Source organism: Actinoplanes sp. URMC 104 (assembly GCF_051386375.1).
In the GTDB taxonomy this organism is placed as follows: Bacteria; Actinomycetota; Actinomycetes; order Mycobacteriales; family Micromonosporaceae; genus Actinoplanes.
The window spans coordinates 998,552-1,015,000 of the sequence record NZ_JBPQTO010000011.1 but is presented as its reverse complement, the minus strand read 5'-3'; the positions used below and the strand labels follow the sequence as shown (position 1 = coordinate 1,015,000).

Below are 16,449 nucleotides of genomic sequence, written 5' to 3'. Positions count from 1 at the left end.
CATGGCCTTCCGCGCCGCCTCCGTGGCCGCCCTCGGGCTCGCCGCGGCCATCGCCGCTCCCGTCACGTACGTCCACGCCGCCACCGACCCGGTCCCCGCGCCCCGCGCGAGCACCCCGGTCGTGCGGGCGCTGGCCGCAGGCGCTCCCGCCGAGCTGCTGCAACGGCTGGACGAGGGCTGGCAGGACGCGACCATCACGCTGCTCGGCGATTCCACGGGCAACGAGCGGACCGAGTGGTTCTACCAGCTGTCCACCTGGCTGGCGGCGCGCTATCCGAACTACCGCACCACGTACCGCCTGTGGGACGCCCGCAAGCAGGCGTACGGCGCCCCGACCGTGCTGGGCGCCGGCAACGGCTGGCCGACGTTGTCCATCTACAACGGCAGCGTTCCGGGCGCCAAGGCGGGGTACGCCCTGCAGGGCGCCCGCTTCGGCAAGCTGACCGCGCAGCCGAGCGACCTCGTGCTGCTCAGCTACAGCCACAACGAGGGCACTGCCGGCACGTACCCCAGCTACCTGACGCTGGCCAACCGGCTCGCCGCCAAGCGCCCCGCGCCCGCCGTCGTGCCGGTCCTGCAGAACCCGGAGAGCATGCCCACCCGCACGCTGTCGCAGCAGGTGGGCCACGCCGAGCGGATGAGCGTCATCCGCGAGCTGGCCCGGTCGAGGGGCTGGACCACGATCGACGCCTACACGCCGTTCCTGCTCGAGGGCCGCCGCGGCACCAGGCTCATCCTCGACGGCACCCACCCCAACGCGGCCGGGCAGGCCGTCTGGCTCGCCGCCGCCAAGCAGGTCTTCCTCGCGACGTCCCGCTGACCCCTGCCGCGAGTCGTGTTCACGACGGCACGCAGAGTGGCCGGCGGCTACGGTGGCGCGCATGACTGTTGTCGGCGCGACCGGAGACCTGGCGGACGCCGTACGGGCGTTGCGCCCCCGGCTGGGTGAGCGGCTCGTCACCCCCGAGCGGGCGGAGTACGCGGCCGCGAGCAGGGTCTGGAACGCCGCCGTCACCCGGCGGCCCGCCGTGGTGGCCCGGTGCGCGGACGCGGCCGAGGTGAGCGCGGTCGTGCAGGCCGCCCGCGACGCGGCCCTGCCGCTCTCGGTGCGGGCCGGCGGTCACGACTGGGCCGGGCGGGCGGTGCGCGACGGCGGTGTGGTCGTCGACCTGACCGGCATGCGCGGGGTCTCGGTCGACCCGGCCACCCGGACGGCGACGGTGCAGGGCGGCGCGCTCTCCAGCGACCTGGTCGAGGCGGCCGCGCCGCACGGGCTGGCCGCCTCGACCGGCCTGGTCGGCAGCGTGGGCCTGGCCGGGCTCACCACCGCGGGCGGCTACGGACCGCTGATCGGCCGGTACGGCCTGGCCGCCGACAACCTGCTCGGCGCCGACGTGGTGCTGGCCGACGGCACCCTCGCGGTCGCCGGGCCGGACGCCGACGCCGACCTGTGGTGGGCCCTGCGCGGCGGCGGCGCCAACTTCGGCGTGCTGACCGCCCTGCGGTTCCGGCTGCACGAGGTGCCCGCCGTGCTCGCCGGCATCCTGATGTTCCCGCTCGCCGAGGGCCGCCGGGTGCTGACCGGCTACGCCGAGATCGTCGCGGACGCGCCCGACGAGCTGACCGTCCTCACCGGATTCCTGCCCGGTCCCGGCGGGCCGCTGGCGTTCCTCTGCCCGTTCTGGTGCGGCGCCGACCCGGCCGACGGCGAACCGCACGTCGCCCGCCTGCGTTCCCTCGGCCACCCGGTCGTCGACCAGGTCGCCCCGATGCCGTACGCCGCCGCGCTGCACATGTTCGACGCCGGCATCGTCGAGGGCAACCACTACCTGCTGCGCAGCCGCTGGCTCCCCGCGGTGTCGCCGCCCGCCGCGGACGCGCTCGCCGGCGCGGCGGCCGGGATGAGCTCGCCCTTCTCGACGCTCGTGGTCAACCGCTTCCACGGCGCCGCCACGCGGGTCGCCCCCGAGGCGACCGCGTTCGCCCAGCGCGCGCCGCACCAGGCCGTCGAGGTGATCGCCGCCTGGCCCGGCGGCCCGCCCGACGAGCACCGCGCGTGGGCCGACGCCGTCGTGGCCGCCCTCGACCCCGTGTCGCTGCCCGGCGGCTACCCCAACCTGCTCGGCCCCGACGACGACGCGCGGGCCCGCGAGTCCTTCGGCGCCAACCTCGAGCGGCTCGTCGCGCTCAAGCGCCGCTACGACCCCGGCACGGTCTTCTCGGCGATCCCCGCGCTGGTGTGAGGCGGCCGGCATGCCGCTCACGATGCACACCGCCGCCCAGCGGCCCGACCTGTGGGAGCGGGGCATCCCGTCGGCCGCCGTGTGGCCCGAGTACAACCTGCACGGTGACCGGCTCAACCGGTGGTGGGACCACCTCGACGAGGAGCTGGCCGACTACCAGTTCGTGCTCTGCGACGACGAGGCCGACGAGGTCGTCGCCGAGGGGCACACCTGTCCGCTCTGGTGGGACGGCGTGGACGCCACCCTGCCCGACGGCATCGACGCGGCCATCGAGGCGAGCTTCACCCGCACCCGGGCCGGCGAGCCGGTGAACACGCTGTGCGCGCTGGCCGCCGAGACCCCGCGCGACGGCCGCCGCCGCGGGCTCGCCCGCGAGCTGCTCGGCGCGATGCGCGCGATCGGGGCGCGGCAGGGCCTCACCCACCTGGTCGCGCCGGTGCGGCCGTCGTGGAAGGAGCGCTACCCGCTCACCCCGATCGAGCGCTACGTGCGGTGGCGGCGGCCGGACGGGCGGCTCCTCGACCCGTGGATGCGCGTGCACGAGCACGTCGGCGCCCGGGTGTCGACGCCGCTGCCCCGCTCGCTGCTGATCAACGGCACGGTCGGGGAGTGGGAGACCTGGACGGGCCTGGTCTTCCCCGAGACCGGCGACTACGTCTTCCCGGAGGGCCTGACGACCGTCCACATCGACGTCGAGCGGGACCGCGGCACGTACTGGGAGCCCAACGTATGGATGGTGCACCCGGATCAGGAATCCGGCCGCGTGTAGCGGTGCTTGACCCCGCGCGGGAAGAACTCCGGGTCGTCGGCGGGTCGCAGCACCACCTCCGGGGTCTGGTGACCGGCGGGCACGTAGTGCGCGAACTCGCTGTTGAGCCGCAGCAGCTCGGCGCGGATCGACGTGGCGGCCAGCTCGGCGCGCGCGGGGGTGGGCTCGGCGCCCGCGGCCAGCTCCACGACCACCTGCAGCCGGCGGTCACGGTCGGCGTCCTCGACGGTCCGCAGCACGAACCGCCCGGTCGCCCACTCGCTGATCCCCGGCCGCTCCAGCCCGACGGTGACGTTCTCCGGATAGACGTTGGCGCCGAAGAACGACACCGTGAACAGCGAGCGCCCGAAGACGTACACGAAGGGCAGCCGCGGCCCCGCGCCCGGATCGAAGCCGTGCTCGCGGCAGAAGGCGACGAGCTCCTCGTACGGCAGCACGCCGCCCTCGTCGGCGATGTGGTAGCGCACCAGCGGCACGGTGCCGTCGGCGCTGAACGCCAGCGTCCCGCCCGGCGCGGCCTCGAACAGCCGGGTCGCCGGGTCGTACTGCACCAGCGTCGGCAGCCGCGCGTCGCCGAACACCGACGAGGCCAGCTCGGGGCGCCCCGCGAGGAACCGGCGGATCCGTACGCTCAACGGGGTCTCGTTGCCGAGCACCCCCGCGTCGGCCGTGCCGTACAGCGACGCGATCCCGCTCTCCGGGTCGGCCGTGCCCGCGCGGGCCGCCACCAGGTCGCGCCACTGCTCGCTGAACACCTCGCCGGCCAGCACGAGCTTGACGTCGTACGCGGTCCAGTCCACGCCGCGGGCGAGGCCGGCGTCGATGACGTTCTTGACGAACGGCGGATAGCCCAGCAGCACGGTCTGGTCGTAGAGCCCGCCCAGCTCGCCGACGACCCGCAGGATCTCGTCGATGTCGTTGCCCGGCGCCGCCACCGTGATCGGGTAGCCGTCGGCGGACAGCTGCCGGCACGCGGCCACCGTGTAGAGCCCTCCGACCCAGTTGCCGAGCGCGAAGCACACCACCGCCAGCGTGCTGTGCTCGGCGGCCCCGAACCCGTACTCGAAGACCTGCTCGAAGCGCGCCGTGACCGCCCGCTCGTCCTGCACCGTGCGCGGCCACACCGTCGGCCTGCCCGACGACCCCGACGACACCGCCACGACGGCCGCCGCATCCAGCCGCCCGCCCCGGCACCGATCCGGCAACGGGTAGCGCTGGTGGTAGTCCGCCTTGGTCATCAGCGGGATCGCCGCCGGCCGGTCCACCTCCGCCGGGTCCACACCACAGGCCGCCAGGAAGCGCGCGTACGCGGGCACCGTCCGCACCGCGTCCCGGAAGAGCGCCACCAGATCCAGCTCCGACATCCGAACTCCTCCCGCCCCCGAGGGTGCTCGACCACCCGACTGTAGGCGCTCCCCGACCCACCGTCCTCATCGAGATCCGCCCATGCCGCCCCGCCGGTCCGCGGCCCGCAGACTTCCGGTCCCGACCCCAATGCCGCCGCCCGGGTCGCCGACGACCGTCCCGGCGGCGGCCGTCCCGGCGACGGCCGTCCCGGCCCGGGCCGCGATCCCGGCGGCGCCTCCACCGTGCCGCAATGCCGGCGGTGGCCCTCACCGTCCGGTCCGCGATTCCGGCGGCGGCCCTCACCGCCCGGCCTGCGGGCCCGGACCCGGCCACAGCCGCGCGATTGCGGTCGGCTCGGCGCGACCCCGCCGTCGCACCACCTCTACCTCACCTCCTGGCCGCCCGGTCGGGGACAGCTCGGTCCCCCGGTCGTGTTGTTCGGACGACCTGGGAGGTGTTGGCGCCGGGTCGGATGGCGTCGGTGGATCGCTGACAGAGGCGCGATCGCTGGATTCCCGGGGCAGTGCTCCTCGTAGCGTGGCTGCCGGCGCCGTGGTGCGTCTGGATCGCCGGCGGCGCGGCGAGCGGCTGCGGTCTCCGGTGTGACCCGGCGTGAACAGCACCGACAACGGCCGGCGTGCCGACGAGGCCTGGTGTTCGGCCCGGGCGGCTGCGGTGGTCGCTGCCGGCGCCGAACGGCACGACTCGACGCTTCGCCCCGCGCCCGGGCGCAACGGGCTCCCGCTGATCGCCCGCCGGCCCCGGGCAGCGGCTCGAGCGTGGCCCGGGGCCGGCGAGCCTGATCGGCGCGATGCGGCCGGCGTGCGGTCGGGGAGGAACCGGCCGGGAAAGGTGTCTGAACAATGGCGGCGGATACCCGCTTATCGCCTTTCCGACGCGACGATGCCGGTGCTGCCGTGCCGGTGCTCTCATGGCGGTGACAGAGCGGAACCCCAGCTCAGTGCGGTGATCTAGGCGAGGAGATCCCATGGCACCGACCATTGTCTATGTGCACGGAAACGGGAACAAAGTCGAGGCGGAAAGGCTCCGCTCGCAATGGGATCGGACGCTTTTCGGGCGTGATCTCGGCGGGGCGTCGCGGATGGCGTACTGGGCGTCGTTGCGGTACGCCCGTCCGCTGGAGAGCGAGGCGTGGGAGGACACGGGAGCGGTGCCCGACGCGGCGGCCGGGGTGGGGGAGGCCGAGCTTGCGGTGGCCGACCCGGAGACGTTCATCGCGGAGGTGCTGCTCCAGGCTCAGCAGGAGGCGCCGATGGCGGGGATGGCCGAGCTGGCGGGCGCGGCGCCGATCGAGGCCTGGCTGCGCGACATGACCTACACCGCGGAGGCGCTGGCCGCGGGGGAGGACTCGGAGGTGCTGGGCGCCGGGTTCGCCGAGGCGTTGCCGCTGCCGCGGCGGCTGCGGCTCGCGGCGTTCCGGGCGCTGGTGAAGCGCGCGTTCGAGGACGTGTACGCGTACTTCTTCGGCGGCATGCGGGACCCGATGCGCAAGGTGGTCCGCGAGGCGCTGACCGGCGCCGGCGAGCCGCTCGTGGTGCTCGGGCACAGCCTGGGCTCGATCATCGCGTACGACGCCCTGCTCGACGTGGGTGCGACGGTGGACGTGCCGCTGTTCGTGACGGTCGGCTCGCCGCTCGGCGTCACCGAGGTGCAGGACCTGCTCAAGCAGCCGCTGCGGGTGCCCGGCGGGGTGCGCTCGTGGCGCAACGTCTCGGACGCCCGCGACCTGGTCGCGCTCGACCACCGGATCCGCCCCGAGTACGCGCCGGTGGACCGCTGCGCCGACTTCTTCGTGACCAACACGAGCCCGAACTTCCACGGCATCGAGGGATACCTGCGGACGGCGCCGGTCCGCGACGCCGTGCTGCAGGTGTTCGGCTAGGGCCCGGTCGCCGCCGGCCGCTGCGGGTCGGAGGACCACTGCGACCACGATCCGGGGTAGAGGGCGGCGTCGATGCCGGCGACGGCCAGCGCGGCGATCTCGTGTGCGGCGGTCACGCCGGAGCCGCAGTAGACGCCGACCGGTCCGCGCAGCCCGGCGAAGCGCTCCCGCAGTGCGGGCGTGGCGAGGAAGCGGTCGCCGTCGAGGTTGCCGGCGGTCGGCAGGCTGACCGCGCCGGGGATGTGCCCGGCGCGCGGGTCGATCGGCTCCACTTCGCCGCGGTAGCGCTCGGCGGCGCGGGCGTCCACGAGCGTGCCGGTGCGGGCGAGCTCGGCGGCCTCGTCGGCGGTGAGCGTGGGCAGCTGCCCCGGCCGCAGCTCGACGTCGCCGGGCGGCCGCGGCGCCGTCTCGCCGATGGCCAGCTCGTATCCGGCGTCGCGCCAGGCGGCGAGCCCGCCGTCCAGCAGGCGCACGCCGGGGACGCCGGCCCAGCGCAGCAGCCACCAGGCCCGCGCCGCGGCCAGGCCGCCGCTGTCGTCGTAGGCGACGACCCCGCCGCGCCGGGTCACGCCCCAGCGGCGGGCGTCGGCCTGCAGGCGATCGACGCCGGGCAGGGGGTGCCGCCCGGCGCCGGGTTCGGGCGGGCCGGCCAGCTCGGTGTCGAGGTCGACGTAGACGGCGCCGGGGATGTGCCCGGCGCGGTAGTGCTCGGCCCCGTGCGGGTCGCCGAGCGCCCACCGCACGTCGAGCAGGACCGGCGCGTCCGCCCCGTCGAGCAGCCGGCGCAGCTCGGCCGCGCCGACCAGCACGTCGTCGCGCCGGTCGCTGCCTGTCCCGGCGTCGTCAGATCGGCTCATGTCGCTGCCATCGCTCCCGTCACACAACTGGCTGTCGATGTAAAGGCTACAGTTCCTATAGGTTTGGCTCAGTTGGAAGGAGGGTCACCGTGACCGTCGCCCCGCACCACGCCACCAACGGGTCTTCCTTCGCGATCGACAGCGACCTGTTCAAGGCCCTGCTGCGCCGGCACGCCGCCGCCGTGGTCGTCGTGACCGCGGCCGGGGATCCGCCGGCCGGCTTCACCGCCACCTCGTTCACCTCGGTGTCGCTCGATCCGCCCCTGGTCTCGTTCTGCCTCGCCGACACCGCGTCGGCCGCCCGGGCAGTCTCGCAGGCCGCGACGGTCGCGGTCCACGTGCTGCACAGCGACCAGGAGGCGACCGCCCGCACGTTCGCCACCAGCGGCATCGACCGCTTCGCCGCGCACGGCGCCTGGACGCCCGGCCCCGACGGCGTGCCGCTGCTCGACGGCGTGCTCGCGCGCATCGTCTGCCGCGTCTTCCGCCGCGTGCGCGCCGGCGACCACACGATCGTGCTCGCCACCCCGATCGCCGGCGAGATGCACGGCGACGACACTGCGCAGCCGCTGGTCTACCACGACGGCGGCTACACCAGGCTCCATCGCGACTAGGGCAGAACGGGCAGGGTCAGCCGCGAGGGCCGCGCGTCGTCGTGGAAGATTTCGAAGCGGCACGGGCGGCCCGCGGTGGCGACGCCGAACGGCTCCGGCGTCCCCATGTTGCGGGCGTACCGGGGGAACGCGCCGCCGCTGACCTGCACGCGCAGGCGATGCCCGGCCCGGAACCGGTACGCGGTGGGGAACAGCTCGACCTCCACGGCGAGCACCCCGTCGGCGTCCGGCCGGAGGCCCTGCGCGTCGGCCGTGCGCGGGTCCAGCCGGCGGATGCCGTCGACCACGTTGCGCGAGACGCCCTTGTCGTCCACGTCGCAGAGCCGCACGAAGACATCCGCGTACGGGATGTCGGTGCGCAGGTGGACGGTCGCGTGGACCGGGCCGACCACGTCGAGGTCCGCGCCCAGCGGCGCCCCGGTGAAGACCAGCACGTCGTCGCGCTCCTCGACCCGGCGGTTGTCGGCCTGCTTGCCCGGCGGCTGCAGCAACGGCCCGCCGACGGTCGGGGTCGGCCGCGCCGGGTCGTAGGTGAACCGGCTCGGCTCACCTCCGGCGTGCGGCGCCGACTCGAGCCGCCCGCCGCCCGCCAGGTGAAGATCCCTCTCCCGTACGGCCGGAGGCGGCCACTGGTCGAACTCGAGCCACCGCTTCGCCTGCTGCAGATACACCCGCACCGGCGCGCCCTCGGGCGCGGGACCGCCGTTGAGGTGATGGTCGAGCCACCTGGCGTCCGTCTGCACGATCGTCCGCAGCTCGCCGGGCTCGCCGTGCAGCCAGGGCCCCACGACCAGGCGGGCCGGCACCCCGGCGGCGCGCAGCGCGGTGTAGTCGGCGAGGTTGCCGGCCAGGAAGAGGTCCCACCAGCCGGTCACCATGCTCACCGGCGGCATCCGGCTCAGGTCGGCGTCGTCGTGGTCGGCCTGCGACCAGAAGCCGTCGGACGGCTCGGCGTGGGCGACGAAGTCGCGCCAGAACGGCACCGGCGCCCCCGCCACCGCGACGTCGACGGCCTGCAGCGGCAGCCGGCCCAGCGCGCGGCGGACCCGGGCCTTGACCCGCGGGTCGGGCAGGCCGCCGAGCAGGCCCGGCTGCTCCTGCCGGCCGATCTGCGCCGACCAGCTCAGCGCCGTGTGGATGTTCGGCGTGCCGTGGTCGTAGAACAGCCGGTGCGTCACGTTCGCCGAGGTGATGTGGGGCGAGACGCAGGCCAGCGGCGGGTCGGCGTACGGCGCCACGGCCCACTGGGTGTGCCCGAAATAGCTGCCGCCGGTCATCGCGACCCGGCCGTCGCACCACGGCTGCTGCCGGAGCCACGCGAGGGTCGCCAGGCCGTCGTCGCGCTCGGTGGTGAACGGCCGGAACTGCCCGCCCGAGCCGAACGTCCCGCGCGTCGCCTGCGTGAACACCTGGAACCCGCGCCGGGCCAGAGGAGCGGCGAACAGCTGCCCGAACGCGCCCGCCCGGCCGTACGGCACCCGGATGAGCACCACGGGCAACGGCCCGTCCTGCCCGGCAGGGCGGTAGTGGTCGGCGAGCAGCGTGACGCCGTCGGGCATCGGCACCGCCACGTCCCTGCGGATCTCGTACGGGACCGCGCGCACCGGGAGTCCCAGGGCGGCGTCCGCGGCCAGTCCGGCCAGCCGGGTGAATCTTGCCATCTGCAAGACCATAGCCGCCACGAGTGACCTTTCCTACGGGCGATGTGGTGGCTACTCGCGTCGGCAGCGCGTACCGTCAGGGGCAACGCACCACGTCGGGGCTTCCTGTCGTACTCAGGCTCGTCTTCTCGGCATCGCTTCCGCAAAGCGCGGCAGCGATCTGCATGCATCACTTCGAAGACGCGCCCTGGAGGCCGCTGTGACGCTTTCCCCGTCGGGATATGCCGACTCCCACCTCAAGGTCCACGTGCTGGAGCGCGTCGGCGCCGACGCGGTCGTCACCATGGCGGGCGAGCTCGACACCTTCAACAGCACCCAGGTGCGCGACGTCGTGACCGGCCTGCTGAGCCCCGAGCCGCCCGGCCGGATCGTGCTCGACATGGGCGAGGTGACGTTCCTCGACTCCTCCGGTGTCCGCTCGCTGCTGATCTGCCAGGAGGCGGCCGCCGCTCGCGGCGTCCGGATCATCCTCGAGCGCCCGAACGAGACCGTGCGGCAGATCCTGACCATCTGCGGGGTCGACCAGCTGTTCGCGTGAGCCCGCCCGTGACGTCACGGGATGTTGCCAGGAGATTACGGTCGCGATACGTTGCAGCGATCGACAGGCCTCGTTCTTTTCACGTCGCCGCAACCTGGCACCGGGGAGTCCGCATGTCCATGTCCGTCAGCCGCCGCGGCGTGCTCGCCGCCGGAGCCGGCGCCACCGCCGGCCTGGTCCTGCCGTCCGTGGCCGCCCACGCCGGCGGCCATCAGGCCACCGGCGTCCGTTTCGTCCTCGACGCCCGGACCCTCGACGGCGGTGAGCAGGTCACCGCGGTCACGCTGCGCACCGCCGGGCTGGGGCGCATCGACCCCCGCAGCCTGACCCCCGCCACGTTCACCGTGCACGCCAAGGCGACCAGCCCCATCCCGATCGCTCCCGGCGACCAGATCTTCAGCGAGTACGACCTGGACCGCGTCGTGACCGCCGCCCGGCTCGACGAGCACGGCGACATCGTCCTCGAGCTCCAGCACGGCGAGGGCCGCCCGGGCGCCGCCACGCTCGGCTACATCGCGAGCCGGGGCCGCAACGTACGGCTGAACCTCGTCTACACCATCACCCAGACCGCGCCCCTGGCCATGCGCCACGGCGGCACGCTCACGATCAGCCGCTTCCGGCAGGGCCGCCTGTCCAACCCCGAGGTCGATGCGTTCGGCTACCACGTCTCGGGATCGGGCATGAAGTACCGCCTGTACTCCCCGCCGCGCGGCGGCCGCCGCCCGCTGATCCTGTGGCTGCACGGCGGCGGCGAGGGCGCCTCGCTGCCCGACGGCTACTACGACAACGAGACCACCCTGCGCGCCAACCGCGGCGCCCTGGGCTTCGCCACCCGGGAGGCCCAGCGCATCTTCAACGGCGCCCACGTGGTCGCCCCGCAGAGCACCTCGTACTGGCTGGAGGACGGCGACCGCTTCGCGCCGCAGATCCGCGAGATCGTCGGCGAGGTGGTCCGCCGCCGGGACGTCGACACCGACCGCATCTACGTGGCCGGCTGCAGCAACGGCGGCTACATGAGCCTCAAGATGACCACCGTCTACCGCAGCCTGTTCGCCGCCTCCGTGCCCATCTGCGGCGTGGTGGCCCCGTTCCGCGACAACCCCGCCCCGCTGATCCCCGACGCCGAGCTGGCCCGCATCACCACCCCCACCTGGCTGGTGGCCTCGCGCGACGACGACACCGTGCCGCCCGGCCCCAACACCGTGCACGCCCACGAGGTCATCCCGCGCTCGCTGATGACCCTCTACGACCACGTGGTCTGGAACGGCTACCAGTTCCCCGGCCACTGGTCCTGGATCTACGTCGCCCGCAACGACCCGAGCATCAACGGCACCCACATCTGGCAGTGGATGTCCCGGCAGCGCCGCTGACGGGCCCCGCAGCCCGAACGCGGGCCGCCGGCTAGCCCGTCGCCGACGGGGCGACGGGCTCGGCGACCCGTACGGTGTTGCGCCCCTCGGCCTTCGCCTCGTACAGCGCCGCGTCCGCCCGCCGGACGACCTGCTCGCCGTCGCCCTCCGGGCCGGCCGCGACCGCCACCCCGATGCTCACGGTGACCGCCCCGGACGGGCCGTCCGGGTGCGGGATCCGCAGCGCCTGGATGCCCGCGCGCACCCGCTCCGCCAGGGTGGACGCGATGACCGGGTCGCTGTCGCCCAGCACGACGACGAACTCCTCGCCGCCGTAGCGGCAGGCCAGGTCGGTGCCGGCGCGGATCGCGCCGGAGAGCGCCGCCCCCACCTTGCGCAGGCACTCGTCCCCGGCCTGGTGGCCGAAGCGGTCGTTGTACTTCTTGAAGTAGTCGACGTCGATCATCAGCACGGCGTAGCCGCGGCCGGAGTGCCGCAGCCGGTCGTGGTGCGCGCTGAGCCCCTGCTCGAAGCGGCGCCGGTTGGCCAGCCCGGTGAGCGCGTCGGTGCTGCTCAGCTCCTCCAGCTTTGTGTTGGCGGCGGCGAGCTCGCGGGTCCGCTCGGCGACCCGCGCCTCCAGCGAGGCGTAGAGCAGCGCGTTGTTCAGCGACACCACGAGCTGGCCGGTGATGAGCTTGACCGCGTCGAGCCGGTCGGCCGTGAACAGCCCGCTGGTCTGCCGGTTGGCCAGGATCAGCACGGCCCGCAGCGTGTCGCGGTGCAGCACCGGCACGACCAGCAGCGAGCAGCGCCCGGCCCCGGCCAGGAAAGGGTCGCGCGCGAACCGGTCGTCGCGGGTGGCGTCCTCGACGAGCAGCACCTCGCGGGTGCGGACCGCGTACTGGAACGCGCTCGCCGGCAGCAGCCCGTACACCTCGGCGCCGTCGACGTCGAGCGGGGTGGACCCGTCCGGCCCGCCGGGCAGGAACCACTCGTTGCGCTCGCCGCGCACCACGAGCACCACCTCGCCCGCCCCGGTGAGCGAGGTCAGCTGCTCGACGATGGCCGTGCGCAGCTGCCCCAGGTCGGTGGCCGAGCTGAGCGCCTGTGAGGCCCGCACGATCGCCATCGCGTCCAGGGCGTCCGGGTTCAGCGCGCCGGTGCCCCGCGAGCGGGAGCGTGCGTCCCGTACGGCGGGGCGCAGCACCGGATGCGCGGTCAGCAGCTGCGCGACCTTGGCCGTGGCGCCCCACTGCTCGTACACCCGCAGGGCCTCGGCGAGGTGCAGCCGGCCGCTCGCCTCGAGCCCGATCGACAGGTGCAGCGTCGCGGCCCGTTGCAGGATCAGCGCCGTGTGCCAGGGCCGCTGCTGCGCCTGTGCCGCGTGGACGGCCTGGTCGAACGACACGGACGCCGCCTGAGGATCGCCGTGCAACCAGGCCTGTTCGGCCGACATCCAGAGTGCGAGGTGCTCGAAGTTGGCGGGGCAGTCGGCCGCCCGGGCGCGCAACCACGCGAGGTTGCCGGCGACGGTGGCCAGGCCCAGGTCGTCGGCCCGCACCTCCGGCGGCAGGGCGTGCAACCGGGTGGCGTGCGCCAGCGCGGACAGCACCCGGGCCTGCGCGGCCAGATAACCGGGCAGCACGCCGATGGCGCTCATCGCCGCGGAGGCGTGCCGCTGGAGGGTGGCGTGATCGCCGAACAACGCCGCGGCCAGCGCCCGGCACAGGTGGTAGACGTTGGTGGTGAGCGCCGTCGGCGGCCAGGCGGCCAGGTGGCGTTCCTCGGTGAACCCGTCGTCGTCGAAGCTGCCGGGCGCCGACGTGCGGCCCTGCAGCGCGCGGGCGAGCTGGCGGTGCGCTAGCGCCACACCGGCGAAGAACTCGTTGCCCGTACGGGCGTCGAAGGCGAGCGCCGACTGGATGTCCTCGTGGTAGGCGTCCACAGTGGCCGCCGATTCGAGCCGGCCGACGAGGATCGCGTTCCACGCCCCGGCCGCCATCTCCCGGTCGCCGCCGCGCACCAGACCGTCGTACGCGCGGCGCAGCTCGGCGATCGTCTGCTCGATCGGCTCGGTCCACACCTGCAGCTGCATCGCGTAGCGGTAGCGCGCCAGCGAGGTCGACGGCTCGTAGTCGCGGCTCTCGCCGACCGCGAGCACGTGCCGGCCGATCCGCGGGCCGGCCGCGAAGTCGCCGAGGACCTGCAGCAGCGTCATGCCCACCGACGTGAGCGTGGCGGCGAGATGCGGCGACGGGCCGTACTGCTGCCACATCTGCCAGCTGCGGACGAGGATCCACGGGCCGAGCCGGCGGTCGCCGATGAAGAAGCAGATCGGCATGAGCTTGCCGGCGACGCGGATCACGGCGAGCACCCGCGGGTCGTCGATCTCCGGCCGGGCCAGGTCGGCGGCCGGGTCGAGCCGCTGCGACCAGGCGACGATCTCCCGGCAGAGCTCGGGCAGGCGCGCCGCGAAGCCGGGGCCGGGCCGGTCCTCGCCGAGCCGCGCCAGCAGCTCCCCGCCCAGCTCGAGCGCCTCCCGCTGCCGCGCGCGCTGGGCGAGGCAGCTCAGCTGCACGACGGCCACCGACGCCAGCCGGACGGGGTCGGGTTGCGCGCGTTCCACCGCGGCGTAGACGGCGTCGGCCTCGTCGAGCCGGTTGAGCAGGTGCAGCGCGCGGTGCCGGCGGGCGAGGGCCTCGAACAACGCGGGGTCGTCGTCCGCGACACCCAACCCGGTCAGCGCGTCGACGGCCGCGCCCGCGAAGCGTTCGGCGGCCTCCTGGTTGCCGGACGCGGCGGCGCTCTCCGCGGCCACGGTGAACAGACCCGCCATGGTGCGCCGCTCCGCGGCGTCGGTCACCAGGGCGGCCGCCTCGAGATATTGCGCGGCGGCGACGACGGCGGTCTCCGGTCCGGCGGCGGTTTCCCGGGCGGCGGCGACGACGGCGGTCTCCGGTCCGGCGGCGGTTTCCCGGGCGGCGGCGACGACGGCGGTCTCCGGCACGGCGGCCAGGCGGCGGGCCAGGTCCAGCCGCATCCGGCCCCGCTGCTCGTCGGGGAAGCCGCTCAGCACGGCCCGGCGGACCTGCTCGTTGCGGAAGGCCGGCAGCATCGGCGCGGCCGGATCGCCGGGCGTCGCCGTGACGACGACCAGCTCGTCCTCCAGCGCCGGGTACATCGGCGGGAGCAGCTCCACCAGCGGCACCCCGGCCGCGCCGGCGAACACGGCATTGGACACCTCGTCGCCGCCCAGCAGGGCGAGGACGCGCAGCAGCTCGCGGGTGCGGGCGGGCAGCCGGTCGACGCGGTCGCGCAGCAGCCCGGACACGTCGCTGCGGGACGCCTGCCGGCGGATCAGCTCCTCGTCCCAGTGCCAGCCGTTCTCGCCGAGCGTGAGCGCGCCGTCCCGGCGCAGCGCGTTGACCAGCTCGAGGGTGTCCGCCGGGTTGCCCCCGGCCCAGCGGTGCAGCAGCCCGGCGAGGTGCTCCGCGGCGGCCGGCGTGGGCAGCCGCAGCACCTCGCGCAGCAGGTCACGGGTGCCCTCCGGGGGCAGGTTGCCCAGCTCGAGCAGCGGCACCCGTCCCCGCCAGCGGGCGAGCGTGGCACTGTCCACCTCGGCCGGCCGCACGGTCCCCACCACCAGCACGCCGACGATGCCGGGCTCGCTGAACACCGTCTCCAGCAGGTCGAACGAGGTCGTGTCGGCCCACTGCAGGTCCTCCACGGCCATCAGCAGCGGGCGCCGGGCGCTCACGACGGTGCCGAGCAGCGTGGCGACGGCCTGCCGCAGCCGCACGGCGGCCTCCCCGTCGCCCGTCTCGGCGTTCGGGCCCGGCTCGCCGCCGCCCAGCAGCGTGCCGAACTCGGGCAGCGCGGCCGCGATCAGGGCGGTGTTCGGGCCGAGCGCCTCGACCAGCGACGTCCGCAGCCGGGCCAGCGCCTCCGGCGGCTCGGTCAGCAGCAGGCGGCCCAGCCGGCGCAGCGCGCGCAGCACCGGCCCGGCCGCAGCGCCCTGACGGAACGGGTCGGCGCGGCCGGTCACGAACCAGCCGCCGCGCGCCGCCACCGGCCGCCGCAGCGCGTTGACCAGGGCGGACTTGCCGGTCCCCGCCGCGCCCGCGAGGAGCACCCCGCGGTTGCCGCCCAGCACCGCCTCCTCCCACGCGGCGCGCAGCGCGGTCACCTCGGCGTCGCGGCCGAGCAGCACCGAGGGCGCGGTCAGCCGCAGCGGGAAGTCGCGCTCGCCCAGCCGGAACGGCACGCCCGGCTGCTCGCACAGCCGGGCCAGGTCGTACGCCAGGCCCTCGGCGCTCTGGTAGCGGCGGTCCGGCTCCTTCTCCAGCAGCCGCGCCACGATCGCGGACAGCATCGGCGGCGTGCCGGGGTGCACCTCGGCCAGCGGAGGCGGCACGCGCAGCAGCAGATCCCGTACGAGCTGGAGGTCGTCGCCGTGGGTGAGCGGCGGGTGTCCGGCCACCAGCTCGTACAGGGTCGCGCCCAGCGCGTACAGGTCGGCGCGGTGGTCGACCGGCAGCCCCGTGCGCCCGGTCTGCTCGGGCGGCAGGTACTGCAGCGTGCCCTCGATCTCGCGCAGGTCGCCGAAGCCCGCCTGGTTCTCGGTGAACAGAGCGGACGCGTCGAAGTCGACCAGGACCGGTGAGCCGCGGTCGTCCAGCAGGATGTTCGCGGGGTTGATGTCCTTGTGCACGACGCCGCGCGCGTGCACGCCCGCGATGATGTGCGCGAGCCGGTGCGCCAGCCGCGGCACGCCGGCCGGGTCGATCTCGCGGGCCGCCACGGCGTACGCGAGCGTCCGCCCGCCCTCGTCGGCCAGCAGCGCGGCGTCCGGGTGCGTCCAGCGCGCCAGCCGGACCACGCCCGGCACCCCGGCCAGCCGTTCGAGCAGGGCGTGCTCCCGGCGCCGCCGCATCGGGCCGCTCGCGCCCAGGTACTGCTTCCAGATGACGGTCGTCTCGCCGTCCGGCAGGAACAGGCGCTTGATCAGCGTGCGGTCGTTCGAGCTGAGCACGACGTGGTCGGAGCCGGCCGTGGACAGCGTCGGCCGTCCCCGCCCACCCTCGGCACCCATCGTCACCCGTCCGCCTCGCCGAGCCCTGCTCCGGCTGCGGGGCTCACCTCATCCTGTTCGGCGCGCGACGACCCGA

Annotated in this window: 11 protein-coding genes; 7 read left to right on the top strand and 4 right to left on the bottom strand. The window is 74.8% G+C overall.

Annotation, left to right across the window (positions count from 1 at the left end):
* The first annotated feature begins 1 nt into the window (after position 1).
* From ACSNN8_RS30500 to ACSNN8_RS30490, 3 genes are all read left to right on the top strand, one after another.
* The gene (locus ACSNN8_RS30500; protein WP_436653418.1) at positions 2-820 is read left to right on the top strand and encodes an SGNH/GDSL hydrolase family protein; all 819 of its coding nucleotides are present in this window, start codon (positions 2-4) and stop codon (positions 818-820) included.
* A gap of 61 nt (positions 821-881) precedes the next feature.
* Positions 882-2,243, top strand: coding sequence for an FAD-binding oxidoreductase (locus ACSNN8_RS30495; RefSeq protein ID WP_436653417.1), 1,362 nt, complete (start codon positions 882-884; stop codon positions 2,241-2,243).
* Positions 2,244-2,253: 10 nt separating this feature from the next.
* Complete coding sequence (locus ACSNN8_RS30490) at positions 2,254-3,012, top strand: hypothetical protein (protein WP_436653416.1); 759 nt, start codon at positions 2,254-2,256, stop codon at positions 3,010-3,012.
* On the opposite strand, the gene ACSNN8_RS30485 is transcribed toward ACSNN8_RS30490, so the two are convergent.
* On the bottom strand, positions 2,991-4,376 hold the full coding sequence (locus tag ACSNN8_RS30485) for a phenylacetate--CoA ligase family protein (RefSeq protein WP_436653415.1): 1,386 nt from the start codon (positions 4,374-4,376) through the stop codon (positions 2,991-2,993). The two genes, ACSNN8_RS30490 and ACSNN8_RS30485, sit on opposite strands and share 22 nt — an antisense overlap.
* Before the next feature lie 971 nt (positions 4,377-5,347).
* Between ACSNN8_RS30485 and ACSNN8_RS30480 the strand changes: the two genes are divergently transcribed.
* Positions 5,348-6,262 (top strand): hypothetical protein, encoded by a 915-nt coding sequence (locus tag ACSNN8_RS30480; protein ID WP_436653414.1) that lies wholly within the window; start codon positions 5,348-5,350, stop codon positions 6,260-6,262.
* Here the strand turns inward: ACSNN8_RS30480 and ACSNN8_RS30475 are convergent.
* Complete coding sequence (locus ACSNN8_RS30475; protein ID WP_436653412.1) at positions 6,259-7,119, bottom strand: sulfurtransferase; 861 nt, start codon at positions 7,117-7,119, stop codon at positions 6,259-6,261. The genes ACSNN8_RS30480 and ACSNN8_RS30475 overlap by 4 nt on opposite strands.
* 89 nt (positions 7,120-7,208) lie before the next feature.
* Here ACSNN8_RS30475 and ACSNN8_RS30470 point away from each other — a divergent pair, with 89 nt between their 5' ends.
* Positions 7,209-7,733 (top strand): flavin reductase family protein, encoded by a 525-nt coding sequence (locus ACSNN8_RS30470; protein WP_436653410.1) that lies wholly within the window; start codon positions 7,209-7,211, stop codon positions 7,731-7,733.
* On the opposite strand, the gene ACSNN8_RS30465 is transcribed toward ACSNN8_RS30470, so the two are convergent.
* Entirely contained in the window at positions 7,730-9,394 is a 1,665-nt protein-coding gene (locus tag ACSNN8_RS30465) for a CocE/NonD family hydrolase (RefSeq protein WP_436653409.1), read from the bottom strand. The genes ACSNN8_RS30470 and ACSNN8_RS30465 overlap by 4 nt on opposite strands.
* A gap of 199 nt (positions 9,395-9,593) precedes the next feature.
* On the opposite strand from ACSNN8_RS30465, the gene ACSNN8_RS30460 reads away from it, so the two are divergent.
* Together ACSNN8_RS30460 and ACSNN8_RS30455 are read left to right on the top strand one after the other, a co-directional pair.
* A complete protein-coding gene (locus ACSNN8_RS30460) occupies positions 9,594-9,932 on the top strand; it encodes an STAS domain-containing protein (RefSeq protein ID WP_436653407.1) in 339 nt (112 codons plus the stop codon).
* 113 nt (positions 9,933-10,045) lie between these two features.
* On the top strand, positions 10,046-11,302 hold the full coding sequence (locus ACSNN8_RS30455) for a prolyl oligopeptidase family serine peptidase (protein WP_436653405.1): 1,257 nt from the start codon (positions 10,046-10,048) through the stop codon (positions 11,300-11,302).
* A gap of 31 nt (positions 11,303-11,333) precedes the next feature.
* Here the strand turns inward: ACSNN8_RS30455 and ACSNN8_RS30450 are convergent, their stop codons facing one another.
* Positions 11,334-16,373 (bottom strand): diguanylate cyclase, encoded by a 5,040-nt coding sequence (locus ACSNN8_RS30450; protein ID WP_436655458.1) that lies wholly within the window; start codon positions 16,371-16,373, stop codon positions 11,334-11,336.
* Positions 16,374-16,449 lie beyond the last annotated feature (76 nt).

Bases quoted from the DNA above. Each gene is read 5' to 3' on its own strand.
- ACSNN8_RS30500 (WP_436653418.1), top strand. From the start codon at position 2: ATGGCCTTCCGCGCCGCCTCCGTGGCCGCCCTCGGGCTCGCCGCGGCC.
- ACSNN8_RS30495 (WP_436653417.1), top strand. From the start codon at position 882: ATGACTGTTGTCGGCGCGACCGGAGACCTGGCGGACGCCGTACGGGCG.
- ACSNN8_RS30490 (WP_436653416.1), top strand. From the start codon at position 2,254: ATGCCGCTCACGATGCACACCGCCGCCCAGCGGCCCGACCTGTGGGAG.
- ACSNN8_RS30485 (WP_436653415.1), bottom strand. From the start codon at position 4,376: ATGTCGGAGCTGGATCTGGTGGCGCTCTTCCGGGACGCGGTGCGGACG.
- ACSNN8_RS30480 (WP_436653414.1), top strand. From the start codon at position 5,348: ATGGCACCGACCATTGTCTATGTGCACGGAAACGGGAACAAAGTCGAG.
- ACSNN8_RS30475 (WP_436653412.1), bottom strand. From the start codon at position 7,119: ATGAGCCGATCTGACGACGCCGGGACAGGCAGCGACCGGCGCGACGAC.
- ACSNN8_RS30465 (WP_436653409.1), bottom strand. From the start codon at position 9,394: ATGGCAAGATTCACCCGGCTGGCCGGACTGGCCGCGGACGCCGCCCTG.
- ACSNN8_RS30455 (WP_436653405.1), top strand. From the start codon at position 10,046: ATGTCCATGTCCGTCAGCCGCCGCGGCGTGCTCGCCGCCGGAGCCGGC.
- ACSNN8_RS30450 (WP_436655458.1), bottom strand. From the start codon at position 16,373: ATGGGTGCCGAGGGTGGGCGGGGACGGCCGACGCTGTCCACGGCCGGC.